The following is a 15422-nucleotide window of genomic DNA, read 5'->3' as shown; positions in this document are numbered from 1 at the left end:
CGTCTCTTTCGCACCAGAGAACCTCAGATGTCTGCACTCTTCACTCCGTTCAAGCTCAAGGACGTCACGCTGCGCAACCGCATCGCCATTCCGCCGATGTGCCAGTACAGCGCCACAGATGGCTTCATCAACGACTGGCACGTCAGTCATTACGCGAGCCTCGCGCGCGGCGGCGCGGGCCTCGTGATCGTCGAGGCGACGGGCGTGTCGCCGGAAGGCCGCATCACGCCGGGCTGCACCGGACTCTGGGACGACGCGCATATCGAGGGCATGCGAAAGGTCGCGCAGGCGATCAAGGCGGCGGGCGCGGTGCCGGGCATTCAGATCGCGCATGCTGGCCGCAAGGCGAGCGCGAACCGCCCGTGGGAAGGCGACGATCACATCGCCCCCGACGATGCGCGCGGCTGGGACACGCTCGCGCCTTCGGCCATCGCGTTCGGCGGCGGTTTGCCGAAAGTGCCCGACGCGATGACGCTCGACGACATCGAACGCGTGAAGGCGGACTTCGCCGCCGCCGCACGACGCGCGCACGAAGCGGGTTTCGAATGGCTGGAATTGCACTTTGCGCACGGCTACCTCGCGCAAAGCTTCTTCTCGGTCGAGGCGAACCAGCGCGACGATCAGTACGGCGGCGATCTCGCGGGCCGCAGCCGCTTCCTCGTCGAAACGTTCGATGCGGTACGTGAAGTGTGGCCGGAGAATCTGCCACTGACGGCGCGCTTCGGCGTCATCGAATACGATGGCCGCGATGAAGTCACGCTGAAGGAATCCATCGAACTGACGAAGACGCTGCGTCGCCGCGGACTCGATCTGATGAGCGTGAGCGTCGGCTTTTCCACGCCCGATGTGCGCATTCCGTGGGGCCCGGCGTTTCTCGGCCCGATCGCGGAGCGCGTGCGTCGTGAAGCGGGGGTTCCGGTCGCATCGGCGTGGGGATTCGATTCGCCGCCCAACGCGGAACGCGCCGTCGAGTCGGGACAACTCGATCTCGTGATGATCGGTCGCGCGCATCTTTCGAATCCGCACTGGCCGTATCACGCGGCGAAGCAGTTGAAGGTGGAGCGGCCGTCGTGGGCGCTGCCCGCACCGTACGCGCACTGGCTCGAACGTTACGCCGTGGCCGAGTGATGTCTATGTGATATCGATGCTCGCCCGATTACGCAGTCATCGAACGGGCTCCATGCCGTGATGCGCCTTGACGGCATCGGCATCGGGTGAGCAGAGAAAGTCGAGGAACGCGCGCGCATCGGTTGTGCGCGCGTTCACGCAATTCGTGCATTTCGCGCAGATGGCTCCTTCGAAAACCGTGAGCGTCTGAATCATCGGCGGCAACATGCCGAGCACGTCGATACCCCCGACGCCGATCATCTCGCTCAACTGCTGAAACCCCAGTTCCACTTCGCCTTGCGCGATCAACGCGCCCACCGCGACGCCCGGCGGCGCCTGCACGATACGCGACGCAATGCGCTCAGCGATTCCCCAGCGTTCGAACAGACGCGTGAGATACACGCCGCTAGGCCCCGTGGAATAGCCGATACTGCGCGCGGCCAGCACGGCTTCGCGCACGGCGGCTTCATCGTCGATGCGCGGACGCGGCGCGCCCGCCGCGACCGCCAGCGCCACGCCCGAACGCGCGATGCGTACGCGGCTCGTGGCATCGACATGACCCGACGCCGCGAGCTTGTCGATCGCATTCGATGCGAGCACGACGATGTCGAACGCCTCGCCTTCCTCGATACGCTTCAACGCCGCGACGCCGCCCACCGATTCGACCGCGACGCGCCGATCCGATTTCGCCTCGAACACGCGCGCGAGATCGTTCAGCAAGTTGCGCGTCGCCATCGACGAAATGATGGTCGTGCTCATATGCATCAATCGATATAGCGCAGCCCCGCTTTTTCCAGCGGCTCGCGCATCTTGTACATGTCGAGGCCGAGCACGCCGCTCGCCAGCTTCGCGCGCTTCTCCTCTTCGAACGCCTCGCGCGCGGTGGCCTTGTCGAGCACCTGTTGCGCGGATGCCGACGGCACGACCACGACGCCGTCGTCGTCAGCCACGATCACGTCGCCGGGCGTGACCATCGCGCCCGCGCACACGACGGGAATGTTGACCGAACCGAGCGTCGCTTTCACCGTGCCTTTCGCGGAAACGGCGCGGCTCCAGACGGGGAAATTCATCTCGGTGAGCACGCGCACGTCGCGCACGCCGCCGTCGATGATGAGCGCACGCGCGCCGCGCGCCTTGAAGCTCGTCGCGAGCAGGTCGCCGAAGAAGCCGTCGGTGTTGTCGGTCGTGCAGGCGGCCACGACGATATCGCCCGGCTGAATCTGCTCGGCCGCGACGTGCAGCATCCAGTTGTCGCCGGGTTGCAGCAGCACCGTGACTGCCGCGCCGCCCGTTTGCGCGCCGGCGTAGATCGGCCGCATGTAGGTCTTCATCAGGCCGACGCGGCCCATGGCTTCATGCACCGTGGCGGAGCCAAGCGCGCCGAGTTTCGCGGCGACATCGGCGTTCGCGCGATCGATGTTGCGATATACCACTCCGAGTTCGTACATGTTCAACGTCCCTTCGCTTTGAGCGCCGCATCCAGGCGAGGATACACGCGGCGCGCGTTGCCTTCGTAAATCTTGTAGCGCGCTTCGGGCTCGATCTGCGCGGCCTCGACATAGCGCTTCGTATCGTCGAAATAGTGGCCCGATTCAGGGTCGATGCCGCGCACCGCGCCGATCATTTCGCTCGCGAACAGAATGTTGTCGACAGGAATCACGCGCGTCAGCAGGTCGATGCCCGGCTGGTGATACACGCAGGTATCGAAGAACACGTTGTTCAGCAAATGATCCTTCAGTAAAGGCTTTTTCAGCTCTTGCGCAAGGCCGCGGAAACGTCCCCAGTGATACGGCACCGCGCCGCCGCCGTGCGGAATCACGAACTTGAGCGTGGGGAAATCCGTGAACAGATCCGACGTGAGGCACTGCATGAACGCGGTCGTATCCGCGTTCAGATAATGCGCGCCGGTCGTGTGGAAGCACGCGTTGCAGCTCGTGCTCACGTGGATCATCGCGGGGATGTCGTACTCGACCATCTTCTCGTAGATCGGATACCAGTAGCGGTCGGAGAGCGACGGGCTCGTCCAGTGTCCGCCCGAAGGATCGGGATTCAGGTTGATCGCGACATTGCCGTATTGCTCGACGCACTTCACGAGCTCGGGAATGCAGCTCGATACATCCACGCCCGGGCTCTGCGGCAGCATCGCCGCCGGTACGAAGCTGTCCGGGAACAACTGGCTCACGCGATAGCACAGCTCGTTGCAGATCGCGGCCCACGTGCTCGACACCTCGAAGCCGCCGATGTGATGCGCCATGAAGCTCGCGCGCGGGCTGAACACGGTGAGATCGAGGCCGCGCTCGCGCATCAAACGAAGCTGATTGCTTTCGATCGATTCGCGCAGGTCGTCGTCGCTGATATGCAATTCCGATACGGCCGGCATCTCCGAAGGATTCGTGATGCCGGCGATCTGCCGGTTGCGCCACGCCTCGAGCGCTTTTGGCGCGGTCGTGTAGTGGCCGTGAATGTCGATGATCATGCCTTGCTCCAGAAACTTAGTGTGCTGCGTTCGTCTGCGCGGGCGCTTCGTCCAGGCGCGTGCGCTGCGCGACGAGAATCGAAATGGCGGCGAGCGTCGCGGGCACGGCGAGCATCGCGAGGATCGCGCCGAACTCCCAGCCGAGGCCGAGCAACGCGCCGCCGAACGCCGAACCGAAAATGCTGCCGAAGCGGCCCATGCCGAGCATCCAGCTCACGCCGGTGGCGCGTGCAACGGTCGGATAGCGGCCCGGTGCGAATGCGTTGAGACCCGTTTGCGCGCCGCTCATGCAGAAGCCCGCCGCGAACACGAGCACCGCCAGCGACGACGACAACGCGCCGATCCACGCGAGCCCGAGCACGCACACCGCGCCGCCGAGATACGCCGCGCTGATGACCGGCGCCGGACGCGCACGGTCCATGATCCAGCCGACGATGATCGCGCCGATCGTGCCGCCGATCTGGAACATCGCGGTGACGTTGGCGGCCGCGGAAACGGTGAGGCCCGCGTCCTTCATCAGCGTCGGCAGCCAGCCGGTCAGCAGATAGATCACGAGCAGGCCCATGAAATACGTGACCCACAGCGCCGCCGTCATCAGGCTGTAACCCTGCGAGAACAACACGCCGATCGGCTTCTTGGTGGGCAGCGGCGGCTCGTTCGACACGAAGGTTTCCGTGCCGTCGAAGCGCGCGCCGCACACGCGGCCCAGCACTTGGCCGATGCGCTGCGAAGTCGCGCCGCGCACCGCGAGCAGACGCGCCGATTCGGGCAGCAGCCAGACTTGCAGCGGAATCAGCACGAGCGGCAGCGCGCCGCCGAAGATCAGCACCGCGCGCCAGCCGTGCGCGGGAATCAGCCAGCCCGCGACGAAGCCGATCAACGCCGAGCCGAGATTGAAGCCCGTGAACATGATCGTGATGAGCAGCGCGCGCTTGCGTTGCGGTGCGTACTCGGAGAGCAGCGTCGTGGTGTTGGGCATCGCCGCGCCGAGGCCGATGCCTGTCAGAACACGCAAGATCGCCATGCTGGAAGGCGAATTCGTGAATGCGGTCGCGATCGTGAAGACGCCGAAGAGAAACACCGAGGTGATCAAGACCCACTTGCGCCCGATGCGATCCGATGCCGGTCCGGCGGCCAGCGCGCCGATCACGAGTCCGATTGGCGCCGCGCTCATCACGAGGCCGAACGCGGGCCGCGAGATATGCCAGTCCGCGATGATCGAAGGCGCGACGAAGCCCATGATGGCCACGTCCATGCCATCGGCCATCACGATCAGAAAGCACAGCGCCACCAGCAGCCACTGGTAGGCGGAAATCGGGCGTTCGTCGATGAAGCCCTTGATGTCGATGGTTTTACCGATATTCATGTGTTGTCTCCTGTCTCCTCGTGTCTTTCAGCTTTTGGCTTTTTCCGCCTTGTCCCAATCGAGCTTTCCCGCACCCTTGCCAGCGACGGAATACAGCGCTCCCGGCGCGTTGCGCGTCTTCTGAAACTCTTCGAGCGTTTCGCCGCGCATCGCGGCGTAGATATGCAGATTCGATACGCCCGTCACCGCGCCGAGCTTTTCCAGCATGAAGAAGATCACGCCGTAGTGAAGCAGGCCGCGCCAGTCGCGCCGGCGAATCAGATCGCGCTCCTGTTCAGAGAGACCCGCCGCCTCGAAGCTCGCTTCTTCGTCGGCCTTGAACGCCTCGCGATGCGCGGGCTCCACCATGCGATGCAGATATTCGTTGATGCGATACGCGCGCACCGCCGTTTCGATGGAAAACGGATACGTGCCTTCGAGCTTCTGGACGTCGGTCAATTGCACAGCCATCTTCTGACGATGACGCTCGATGATCGCGGGCCTGGTCTCGCTGTCCTCGCCTTCGTAGATCGCGGTGGCAATACCGGCCATCGACGGCAGGTAGTAGCTGCGGTGCTTGCAGACCACATTCGACGAAAGCGCGCCGCGCATGGTCAGCCACATGATGACTTCGGCGCCTTCGTAGCCGCCGAGCGCGGCGTACTCGGCGATGGTCATGTCCGCGAGCTGCTCGGGATCGCGCTCGAAGAGATCGAGGAAACGCGCATCCCATTCCGTGTTGTTGAAGCCCGCACGCTCGCCGTGCACCTGATGCGAGAGACCGCCCGTGGCGAGAATCGCAACCTTCAGGTCCTCCGGATAGCTTTCGATCGCGCGGCGCAGCGCCTGACCGAGTTTGTAGAAGCGGCGCGCGCTCGGCACCGGCAATTGCAGCACGCCCATTTGCAGCGGCACGAGCTTGATCGGCCATTCGGGCTTGTGCGGGCACAGCATCGAGAGCGGCGAGAAGCAGCCGTGATCGAGCGCCTTGTTCTGGAAGAACGACATGTCGAACTCGTCGGTCATCAGCGAAGTGCCGATATGCGCCGCGAGTTGCGGATGCCCCTTGATCGGCGGAAGGTCGCGCGCGCCGCCGCCTTCGTCGGCCACGCGCCATTCCGGGCCCACGCCCAGCGAGAACGCCGAATAGTGATCGAAAAAGAACGACGTCACGTGGTCGTTATAGATCGTGACGACCACATCGGGCTGCTTCTCGGCGAGCCAGTTCGCGAGCGGCGCGAAATTCTCGAAGATTGGCGCCCAGACGGGATCGTCGCGTTTGTTCTTGTCGAACGCGAAACCGATGGTCGGCGTGTGCGAGGCGGCAATGCCTCCGATGATCCGTGCCATGTGCGCTACTCCTTCAGAATGCGTGGCCGAGCGGGGTTGCTGTGGGGTTGCTTCAGGGAAACTGAAGCGAAGGGTAGCTAGAAATGCAGGTTGGCGGTTACTACGTGTTAACCAGTAGCAACGCTTTAAAGATGGGGTTTGGAGGCGAGAAAGTGCCGCTGGGGCGCGGCACGGCGAGCGGTCGCGCAAAACCGCCCGCGCGATGCATCGATAAACAAAACTGATGGCTGATGAAGCAGGACGCAAACTCGCGCGTTTTGGGCAGCGGGTTCATCCATGCGACCATGCGACGAGCGGAAACCCGTCGCGGAGCCATGAAGATGACGAAAACCGAGCTTTCAGATTTCTATCGGGGGTATATCGCGTGTCTGAACGCGCGAGACTGGGCGAATCTCGGCACGTTCGTTCACGACGCGGCGCAGCACAACGGGCGTCCGTTCATGCTTTCGGGCTACCGCGAGATGCTCGAAAAAGATGTCCGCGAGATTCCCGATCTTTTCTTCGATATTCAACTGCTGATTGCCGACCCGCCGCACATCGCAAGCCGGATTCGCTTCGACGTTACGCCGAAAGGCGAATTTCTCGGCTTGCCTGTAAACGGAAAACGAGTGACGTTCTGCGAAAACGTGTTCTATGAATTCCGCGAGGGGAAGATCTGGAGCGTCTGGTCCGTCATCGATAAAGCGGCGATCGAGGCGCAGCTCTAGACGGTCTCCGTGAAAAACGTTTCGACGATGTCGTCGCGCAGCTTGCTCACGTCGCGATCGCCGACCTTGCGCGGCCGCGGCAAGCCCACATCGATCACATCGGCAATCCGTCCCGGCCGCGCCTCCATCACCACGATGCGATCCGACAGCAGCACCGCCTCTTCCACATCGTGCGTGACGAGCACCATCGTGATCCGCTCGTGCTCCCAGATACGCTGCAACTCGACTTGCAGGCGGCTGCGCGTGAGCGCATCGAGCGCGCCGAACGGTTCGTCCAGCAACAACAGGCGGGGCCGGTTCACGAGCCCGCGCGCGATCGCCACGCGCTGCGCCATGCCGCCCGACAACTGATGCGGATAGTGCCGCTCATAGCCCTTCAGCCCGACGAGCGCGATATGCTCCGCAACCGCGCGCGCCTTCTCCGCCTTCGATAGCGCCGCGTTGCGCAACGCCACGGCCACGTTCTGCTCCACATCGAGCCACGGAAACAGCCGATGATCCTGAAACACGATGCCGCGCGAAAGATCCGTCGTCACGATACGCTCGCCGCCGAATTCGATCTCGCCTTCATGATCGCCGTCGAGACCCGCGATCAGGCGCAGCAGCGTCGACTTCCCGCAGCCGCTCGCGCCGACCAGACTCACGAATTCGCCGCTCTCGATCGAAAGGTCGATGCGTTCGAGCACCGGCGGCGCTTCATCGCCATTGAACCGCTTGCTCACGTGCCGCAGCGTCAGGCTGCTGTCTTGTGCAATCAATGTCGTCATTCCTTTTTCTTCTCAAACCGCGCGCGACGTGTCGAACCAGCGCCGCTGCACGCCGCGCGCGAAGGCATTCAACGCCCACCCCGTCAAACCGACCACGATCACGCCGAACACGACGAGATCCATGCGAAATTGCTCGCTTCCGTCGACCAGCAAGTTGCCGATCCCGCTGCCCGCGACGAGCAGATATTCCGCTCCGAGCGTCGCGAGCCACGAATAGATGAGCGCGAGATACACGCCCGTGAAGATCGATGGCAACGCGGCGGGCAACACGACATACGCGAGCGTCTGCAGCCTGCCGTAGCGATACGCGCGCGCCACGTCCAGCAGCTTCGGCGACACCGCGCGAATGCCGTCGCTCGTATGCACGACGACCGGCACCAGCGCGGCGAGCGAGAGGAACACGACCTTCGCGACGTCGCCGAGACCGAACCACACGGAAATCAGCGGAATCCAGGCGAATAGCGACACCTGCTTGAACGTGTTGAAGCTTGGCGCGATGGCGCGATTGGCGAGCTTCGAGATGCCGAGCAACGCTCCGATCAGCAAGCCCAGACTCGTGCCGATGACAAAGCCCGTCAACTCACGCGCAAGCGATGCTGACAGCGCCCGCGCGAGCGCGCCGCTGCGAACCTGCGCGACCGCCGTGTCCCAGACCTGCGCGGGCGAAACCATCACGCCATGGCCGACTTGCGCATCGCGCAATACGAACCACCACACCGCGAGCGCGCCGACCGGCAACACGATGCCGCGCCACGATCCCCTGACGCTGCCTGCTTCCCAATCCAGTGACGACATGTTCTCTCCTCAGTTCGCGCGGCCGCGCTGCAGCTTGCGCTCGAACGCGTTGAGCAGACGATCCGCCGCATAACCGATCGCGCCCACGATCAGCACCGAGGCCAGCACGAGATCGAGCTGAAAGAGCTGGCGCCCGTACACGATCAGATACCCGAGCCCTTCCGACGAGGCGACCAGCTCGACCACCACGAGCGTGAGCCAGGCCTTCGTGAACGCGAGCCGCACACCGGTGCCGATGACAGGAATCGCAGCGGGCAAAGTCACACGCGAGATCACCTGCCAGCGCGTATAGCGATATACCGAAGCCACTTCCTGCAACGCGCGCGGCGTGCCGCGGAACCCTTGCAGCGTGGACAGCGTGACCGGCACGAGCGCCGCATGCCCGATCAGCAGATACTTGAGCGGCTCGCCAATGCCCGCGACGATCATCAGGAACGGCAGCCAGCCAAGCACCGGCACCTGCACGATCGCATTGAAACTCGGCAGCACATAGGCTTCCAGCGTGCGCGACAGACCGAGCAAGCCGCCCAGCAACACACCCAGCAGGACGCCGCCGCCGAAGCCAACGGCCGCGCGCGTCATGCTCGCGGAAAGATGCATCCACAACTCGCCGTTCTTCACGAGCGCACCGAGCGTATCGAACACGAGCGCGGGTGCCGGCAGCACTTGCGCGGAAATCCAGCCATAGCTCGAACCGAGCACCCACAGCAGCGCGCAGGCGAACGGCAAAGCCCAGGGCAACGCCGTCCAGCCGATGATGCGAAGCGCATCGTTCGACAAAAGCCCTTGCGACCGCGACGCAGGGACGAACACACGAGTGAGGACATTGGCCATTTATCGGTTCTCCGCAAGACGATCGGCGACAGGCTTGCCCGTTGCATCGAAGCGCGGCCAGTAGGCTTCGAGCTTCAGCGACTTCAACGCCTGATCGAGATACTTCGGCTCGAACCATCCCTTGACGCTGACGGGCTGGCGAATCAGATTCAGACGCAGCGCGTCATCCGCGACGGACTGATAGCGCGCGACGAGGAACGGGTCGATCAGCGGCGACATGCGCTCCTTCAACGGTTGATTCGCATACTCGGACTGCCACGATTCGACCGGCGTACCGGCCCTCGACCACAGTGTGAACAGCGTATTGCGGTTCGCTTCGTCGGACGACCATTGCGCCGCCTGAACCACGGCGGTCACGACCGTCTGTACGGTATCGGGATGCGCGCGCTCGAAGTCTTCGAGCACCAGCAGGTGTGCCTGCCGCGTGAGTTGCAAGCCATCGTCGCGCGATGCATAAACGATCTTCGCGAGCCCCTGACGTTGTAGCTTGAAGAGCGAGTAATCGAGGAACACGGCATCCACGCCCTTCGATGCGAGCGCGGCCTGCGCCGCGGCTGAATCGAGATTGATCACGCGCAGATCGCGTTCGGTGAGCCCGTTTTCCTTCAGCACGTTGTCCGCGACGAGTTGCAGGTTCGTGCCGCGAAAGATGCCGACGCGCTTGCCCTTGAGGTCCTTCACGCCCTTGATATCCGAATCGGGCGGTACGGCGAGATAGACGCCCGTGCGCACGTTCGAAGCCAGCAGCAAATGGGTTTTCAGGCCATTCGCGCGGCCCAGCACCGAAGGCAGATCGCCCTGATACGCGAAGTCGAGCTGCTTGTTCGCGAGCGCCTCGTTCACCGCCGGTCCGGCGCCCTTGAAGAAGAGCCACTGGACCTTGATGTTCTGCGGCTGCAACGCATCCTCGACACGATGCTGCAATTGCGCGGTCGCGGCGGGCGAGCCGCCGAACGTGGGCGGATCGCCGCCGCCCTGCTGCGCAACGCCGATGCGTACCACAGCGGGATCGGCGGCCTGCGCGGGACCGATGAGCGCGGCGAACAGGGTCGCGGCGCCAGCGAGGAGCTTGAATCGTAGTGTCATCGTGCAATGAAGAAGAAGGAGGGGCTGGCGATGAAGCGTCATCGCCAGTGACATGCGAGGCGCAACGCGTTACGACGCGCGCGTTTCCTTTCTGACGATGCGGCTCGTGCGTCCGTCGATGCCCACGGGCACGTCGCCATGCACGGTCGCGCGGCGCACGACGCGATGCGCATCGCCGTAGTCGGCGACAGCGTAATGCTGGGTCGCGCGGTTGTCCCAGATCGCGACATCGCCTTGCGTCCAGCGCCAGCGCACGGTGTTTTCGAGGCGCGTGACGTGATCGTGGAAGATTTCGATCAGACGATCCGAATCGCGCTGCGACAGGCCGATGAAGCGCTGCACGAAGTGCCCGAGAACGAGCGTGCGCTCGTCGGTTTCGGGATGCACGCGCACGACCGGATGCTCGGTTTCATACAAGGTCGAGGTGAACTGCTTGCGGTATTCGAGCTCGGTATCAGTGTCGGGGATATTGCGCGTCGCGGCGTAGTCGTAGGCATTCGAATGCAGCGCCCACAACTCGTCGGCGAGGTCGCGCAAGGGTTGCGGCAGGTTGGCGTAGGCGGCGGCCGTGTTGGCCCAGACCGTATCGCCGCCGGCGGGCGGGATCACCACGCCGCGCAGAATCGAAATCTTCGGATAGGCGTCGACGAACGTGACGTCGGTATGCCAGGAGTTGGCACGCGTGCCATGCTTTGAATCGAGTTCGAGCAAACGGCTGCTGCCCGCAAGCGACGGCACCGTCGGATGCGCGACGGTCTCGCCGAAGCGCGCGGCGAATGCTTCCTGCGCGGCGTCGTCGAGATGCGACTGGCCTCGGAAGAACAAGACCTTGTGTTGAAGCAGCGCCTGATTGATCGCGCTGATCGCGGCGTCGTCGAGTTCGGCGGAGAGCGCCACGCCGCGTATTTCGGCGCCGATGCGTCCGCCGATCGGGCGCACCTGGAACGGCTCATTCGACGCGGCGGGGGCAAGCGTGGAGTCGGCGGCGAGCGTGGGGAGTGCGGACATCGAAAATCTCCGTTGGTCTTGCGTTTGTCGGATGCTGGCCGCATTGGATGCGACGGAAACATTGAAGCATCGACAGGACGCTTAACCAACGAAGCGTTTCGACTAAGCTTTACAGCGATCAGCGCGATGCATATTGCCGCAGGCCCGCGATGCTTTCCTGAAGCTCCGCCTCAAGCCGCGCCATCAGTTCGGCGGCGGGCAATTCACGCGCAAGCGCGGCCGCCTGGCCCGCCCATTGCGCGCCGTAACCGAATTCGCCCTGCGCTTTCGCCGCCGCGTGCAGCGCCTTGCCCGCGTCGTAGGCGATCGGATAGTCGGGGATTTCCGGCGCTTCGGAACTGCGCCCCAGTTCGGTGAACTTGTTGACGAGGCTGCGCGCCTTGCGACCCGAGATCGCGGCGGTGAACGTCGTATGGTTCGCGGCATCGCTCAGAAGCACGCGACGATAGCCCGCATCGATCGATGTCTCCGTGCACGGCACGAACGCGGTGCCCAGTTGCGCCGCCTGCGCGCCGAGCGCGAGCGCCGCCGCAATGCCCGCGCCGTCCATGATGCCGCCCGCCGCGATCACGGGCACGTCGAACTTGCGCGCGATGAGACGCGTGAGCGCGAAGGTGCCGAGGTTGTCGTCATCCGCTTGCGGGTCGAAGATGCCGCGATGCCCGCCCGCTTCGATACCCTGCGCGACGATCGCAGCCATGCCCGCCGCCGCCACTTGCTCCGCTTCGCGAACATTGGTTGCGGATGCAATCAGCTTGATGCCCGCGCCGCGCAACGCATCGATATAGTCCTTCGACGGCAAGCCGAAGTGGAAGCTCACAATAGCCGGCTTCTCCTCGAGGAACACTTTCAGCATGGCCTCATCGACGATAAAGCTCGTGTAGATCTCGCCGAGCGTCGCGGGCGGCGTCGCGCCGTATTGCGCGAAGACCGGTGCGAGCCAGTCGGTCCAGGCCTTTTCCGCCGAGGCATTCGCCGTCGCGGGCGCGTGGCAGAACACGTTGATGTTGAAAGGCTTGCTCGTGAGTTCGCGCGTCTCGCGAATCACCTTGCGCGCGCCTTCGGCATTCATTGCGCCGACGCCGAGCGAGCCGAGCCCGCCCGCGTTCGATACGGCCGCCGCGAGCGCGGGCGTGCTCACGCCTGCCATTGGCGCCTGAATGATCGGCATGTCGATGCCGAGTAGCGATGTCAATGCATTCTTGCTCATGGATGTGCGTCCTATAAACGTTGCGTGATTCAACGCGTGCCGAGCTTCTCGACGATGAAGTCCACGAAAGCCCGCACGCGCGAGGACAAATGCCTGCCATGCGGATACAGCAGGATGAACGGCCTGCTGCATCCGCCGAACTCGCTCAGTACTTCCGTGAGCGTGCCCGCGCGCAAATCGTCCTCGACGGTGAAGCGATAGGTTTGAAAGAGGCCCGCGCCGTTGCGCGCGAGCGGTATGCCCGCGAGCGCATCGCCGGATGTGCCGTAGCCGCCTTGCGTCGTGATTTCAATGGGCTCGCCGTTCTGCATGAAGACCCACGGAACCGGCCGCCCCGTGCTCGGCATTTCGAACTGGATGCACTCGTGCTCCAGCATGTCGTCGATGCTCTTCGGCGTGCCCGCGCGCTTCAGATACGCGGGCGATGCCACGACAACGAGCTCCGCATCTTCCAGCTTGCGCGCGATCAAACCGGAATCGCGCGGCGCGCGACCGCGTATCGCGAGGTCGAAGCCTTCATCGGCGAAGTCGATGTTGCGATTGCTCAGATGCGCTTCGACGGTGACTTCGGGATAGCGTCCGCGAAACTCCGCGAGCAGCGGCAGCATGCGATGGTGGCCGTAGGGCGTCGGCATGCTGATGCGCAGCACGCCCTTCGGTGTGGTCTGCTGACCGGTGGCTTCGCGTTCCGCTTCAGCAAGACGGTTCAGTGCGTCGCGGCACTGCTCGAAGTAGCGGCGGCCCGCATCGGTCAAACGAATCTGGCGTGTCGTGCGCACGAACAGCCGCACGTCGAGCCGCTTTTCGAGCCGCGCCACGGAACGGCTCACGGCGGCGGGCGTCACGCTTGCCGCGGTCGCCGCCAGCGTGAAGCTGCCCAGTTCCGCCGCGAGACAGAACAGTTCGATACTGCCGAGAAGAAGGTCGTCGAATTGCCTCTGCATGTCGAATGGATGCGCGTCGTGGTCGATGCATCTTCGCCGCTTGCACTCGCACGGTCAACCGACACCATTTCAATTGAGTTGTGACGCGTGGTTAAAGATCGGCGATGCGAAGCACAAAGACAATCGCCCGCTTCTTCCGTGCAGGAACAAGCGGGCGAGACTCATGCGCGCCGCGCACAAGCGGCGTTCATTGCGTTACTTCGCGGTCGGCATGGCGAACTCGGCGCCCTTCTCCGTGCTCTCGGGCCAGCGCTGCATGATCGACTTCTGCTTCGTGTAGAAGCGCACGCCTTCTTCGCCGTATGCGTGCATGTCGCCGAACAGGCTGCGCTTCCAGCCGCCGAAGCCGTGCCATGCCATCGGCACCGGAATCGGCACGTTGATGCCGACCATGCCCACTTCGATGCGTCGGCCGAACTCACGCGCGATGTGACCGTCACGCGTATAGCACGCGACGCCGTTGCCGAACTCGTGATCGTTGATGAGCTCGACCGCTTCACTGAAGTCTTTCACGCGCACGCACGCGAGCACCGGTCCGAAGATTTCTTCCTTGTAGATGCGCATGTCCGGCGTGACGTGATCGAACAGCGTGCCGCCCGTGAAGAAGCCGTCTTCATGTCCCGGCACCTTGTAGCCGCGGCCATCGACCACGAGCTTCGCGCCTTCTTCCACGCCCAGCGCGATATAGCCTTCGATACGCTCCAGCGCCTGGCGCGTGACGATCGGGCCCATTTCCGCATCCGACTCCATGCCGTTCCTGATCTTGAGCGCCTTCGCGCGCTCGGCCAGCTTCGGCACGATCTTGTCGGCGACATCGCCCACCAGTAGCGCCACCGAAATCGCCATGCAGCGCTCGCCCGCCGAACCGTAGCCCGCGCCGATCAATGCATCGACAGCCTGATCGAGATCGGCGTCCGGCATCACGACCATGTGATTCTTCGCGCCGCCGAGCGCCTGCACGCGCTTGCCGTGCTTCGCGCCCGTTTCGTAGATGTAATTCGCGATCGGCGTGGAGCCGACGAAGCTGATCGCCTTGACTTGCGGATGCGTGAGCAGCGCGTCGACGACGACCTTGTCGCCCTGCACGACGTTGAAGATGCCATCGGGCAGACCGGCTTGCTTGAGCAGGTCGGCCATGAACAGCGCCGCGGAAGGATCGCGCTCGCTCGGCTTCAGGATGAACGCATTGCCCGAAGCGATCGCGACCGGGAACATCCAGCACGGCACCATGCACGGGAAGTTGAACGGCGTGATGCCGGCAACCACGCCCAACGGCTGACGCAGCGTCCAGTTGTCCATGCCGGTCGAAACCTGGTCCGTGTAATCGCCCTTCAGCAGTTGCGGAATGCCGCACGCGAATTCGATCACGTCGATGCCGCGCGACACTTCGCCCTGCGCATCCGAGAACACCTTGCCGTGCTCGGCCGTGATGATCGCGGCGAGCTCATCGCGATGCTTGTTCATCAGTTCGAGGAACTTGAGCATGACGCGCGCACGGCGGATCGGCGGCATGTCGCGCCAGGCCGGGAACGCGGCTTTCGCGCTCGCCACGGCTGCATCGACATCGGCGGCTTCGCCCAGCACGAGCTTGCGCGGACGCTCGCCCGTCGCGGGATTGAACACCGGCTGCGTGCGCGTGGCCGAGCCGTGCGTGCGCTCGCCGTGAATGTAATGGACCACGTCGGCGGTATCGTTGAACGCTTGCATCTCGTCTCCTGTCACTGAATGGTTTGGCAATGGACACAGTGTAGGAAGCATCGGGCCTCGTGCAAAGACGCTATGATTGAACTCAT

15 protein-coding genes are annotated in these 15422 nt (G+C 63.8%); 2 read left to right on the top strand and 13 right to left on the bottom strand.

The features are described from left to right. Window positions 1–27 precede the first annotated feature (27 nt). Entirely contained in the window at window positions 28–1128 is a 1101-nt protein-coding gene (locus AWB79_RS09185) for an NADH:flavin oxidoreductase/NADH oxidase (RefSeq protein ID WP_061167101.1), read from the top strand. 36 nt (window positions 1129–1164) lie between these two features. On the opposite strand, the gene AWB79_RS09180 is transcribed toward AWB79_RS09185, so the two are convergent. From AWB79_RS09180 to AWB79_RS09160, 5 genes are read right to left on the bottom strand one after another with little or no spacing between them, the layout of a single operon-like run. Beyond that, window positions 1165–1866, bottom strand: a complete 702-nt coding sequence (locus tag AWB79_RS09180; RefSeq protein ID WP_082862320.1) for a substrate-binding domain-containing protein — start codon at window positions 1864–1866, stop codon at window positions 1165–1167. 5 nt (window positions 1867–1871) lie between these two features. Further along, window positions 1872–2555, bottom strand: coding sequence for a 4-carboxy-4-hydroxy-2-oxoadipate aldolase/oxaloacetate decarboxylase (ligK, locus tag AWB79_RS09175; RefSeq protein WP_061167099.1), 684 nt, complete (start codon window positions 2553–2555; stop codon window positions 1872–1874). Window positions 2556–2557: 2 nt separating this feature from the next. Next, window positions 2558–3583 (bottom strand): amidohydrolase family protein, encoded by a 1026-nt coding sequence (locus AWB79_RS09170; RefSeq protein ID WP_061167098.1) that lies wholly within the window; start codon window positions 3581–3583, stop codon window positions 2558–2560. Window positions 3584–3599: 16 nt separating this feature from the next. Further along, window positions 3600–4949, bottom strand: coding sequence for an MFS transporter (locus AWB79_RS09165; RefSeq protein ID WP_061167097.1), 1350 nt, complete (start codon window positions 4947–4949; stop codon window positions 3600–3602). Between the two features lie 27 nt (window positions 4950–4976). Further along, the gene (locus tag AWB79_RS09160; RefSeq protein WP_061167096.1) at window positions 4977–6278 is read right to left on the bottom strand and encodes a gallate dioxygenase; all 1302 of its coding nucleotides are present in this window, start codon (window positions 6276–6278) and stop codon (window positions 4977–4979) included. 320 nt (window positions 6279–6598) lie between these two features. Between AWB79_RS09160 and AWB79_RS09155 the strand changes: the two genes are divergently transcribed. Further along, window positions 6599–6985, top strand: a complete 387-nt coding sequence (locus AWB79_RS09155; protein ID WP_061167345.1) for an ester cyclase — start codon at window positions 6599–6601, stop codon at window positions 6983–6985. On the opposite strand, the gene AWB79_RS09150 is transcribed toward AWB79_RS09155, so the two are convergent. From AWB79_RS09150 to AWB79_RS09115, 8 genes are all read right to left on the bottom strand, one after another. Then, a complete protein-coding gene (locus AWB79_RS09150) occupies window positions 6982–7752 on the bottom strand; it encodes an ABC transporter ATP-binding protein (protein ID WP_061167095.1) in 771 nt (256 codons plus the stop codon). The two genes, AWB79_RS09155 and AWB79_RS09150, sit on opposite strands and share 4 nt — an antisense overlap. Before the next feature lie 12 nt (window positions 7753–7764). Then, a complete protein-coding gene (locus AWB79_RS09145) occupies window positions 7765–8547 on the bottom strand; it encodes an ABC transporter permease (RefSeq protein WP_061167094.1) in 783 nt (260 codons plus the stop codon). 9 nt (window positions 8548–8556) lie between these two features. Continuing rightward, window positions 8557–9381 (bottom strand): ABC transporter permease, encoded by an 825-nt coding sequence (locus tag AWB79_RS09140; RefSeq protein WP_061167093.1) that lies wholly within the window; start codon window positions 9379–9381, stop codon window positions 8557–8559. After that, a complete protein-coding gene (locus AWB79_RS09135; RefSeq protein WP_061167092.1) occupies window positions 9382–10467 on the bottom strand; it encodes an ABC transporter substrate-binding protein in 1086 nt (361 codons plus the stop codon). A gap of 69 nt (window positions 10468–10536) precedes the next feature. Then, window positions 10537–11475, bottom strand: a complete 939-nt coding sequence (locus AWB79_RS09130) for a TauD/TfdA dioxygenase family protein (protein ID WP_061167091.1) — start codon at window positions 11473–11475, stop codon at window positions 10537–10539. A 118-nt stretch (window positions 11476–11593) separates the two neighbouring features. Further along, window positions 11594–12685 (bottom strand): NAD(P)H-dependent flavin oxidoreductase, encoded by a 1092-nt coding sequence (locus AWB79_RS09125; RefSeq protein ID WP_061167090.1) that lies wholly within the window; start codon window positions 12683–12685, stop codon window positions 11594–11596. A 29-nt stretch (window positions 12686–12714) separates the two neighbouring features. Then, the gene (locus tag AWB79_RS09120) at window positions 12715–13629 is read right to left on the bottom strand and encodes a LysR family transcriptional regulator (RefSeq protein WP_061167089.1); all 915 of its coding nucleotides are present in this window, start codon (window positions 13627–13629) and stop codon (window positions 12715–12717) included. Between the two features lie 195 nt (window positions 13630–13824). Next, entirely contained in the window at window positions 13825–15336 is a 1512-nt protein-coding gene (locus AWB79_RS09115) for a CoA-acylating methylmalonate-semialdehyde dehydrogenase (RefSeq protein WP_061167088.1), read from the bottom strand. Window positions 15337–15422: the final 86 nt, after the last annotated feature.

This window comes from Caballeronia hypogeia, assembly GCF_001544875.2.
GTDB lineage: Bacteria > Pseudomonadota > Gammaproteobacteria > Burkholderiales > Burkholderiaceae > Caballeronia > Caballeronia hypogeia.
The sequence above is the reverse complement of the archived record's forward strand: the minus strand, read 5'-3'. Positions and strand labels throughout refer to the sequence as shown.